The following is a 331-nucleotide window of genomic DNA, read 5'->3' as shown; positions in this document are numbered from 1 at the left end:
GGCTGGCCGTGGTATTGCGGGCGGAGAACCTGACCGACGAGCGGATCGTCACGCGCAATTCGGACGGCAGCATCGACTTGGGCACGCCGCGGACCGTGTGGGGCGGCCTGCGCTGGAATTACTGACCAGTCGCCGCCCCGCGCTGGGCTTCCATGCCCATCGACAGGAGCAGCGGATCGGCATCCTGCCGGGCCTTGAAGTCGGCCTTGCTGCCCATCTTGCGCCAGTCGGCCAGGATCAGCGACTGCGCCACCGCGCCGCCCAGCGTGGTGCCCGGCCCGGTCACGATGAACAGGTCCGGCGCGAACTCGCACTTCAGTTCGCGCTTGGC

At 69.2% G+C, this 331-nt stretch carries 1 protein-coding gene; it reads right to left on the bottom strand.

The window, feature by feature from the left end; genetic code table 11:
- Positions 1-118: 118 nt before the first annotated feature.
- On the bottom strand, positions 119-331 hold a 213-nt coding region (locus AB1L30_RS03890), incomplete at its 5' end, for a hypothetical protein (RefSeq protein ID WP_367012079.1).

The organism is Bremerella sp. JC817 (genome assembly GCF_040718835.1).
GTDB lineage: Bacteria > Planctomycetota > Planctomycetia > Pirellulales > Pirellulaceae > Bremerella.
This window is presented reverse-complemented; position numbering and strand designations above follow the sequence as displayed.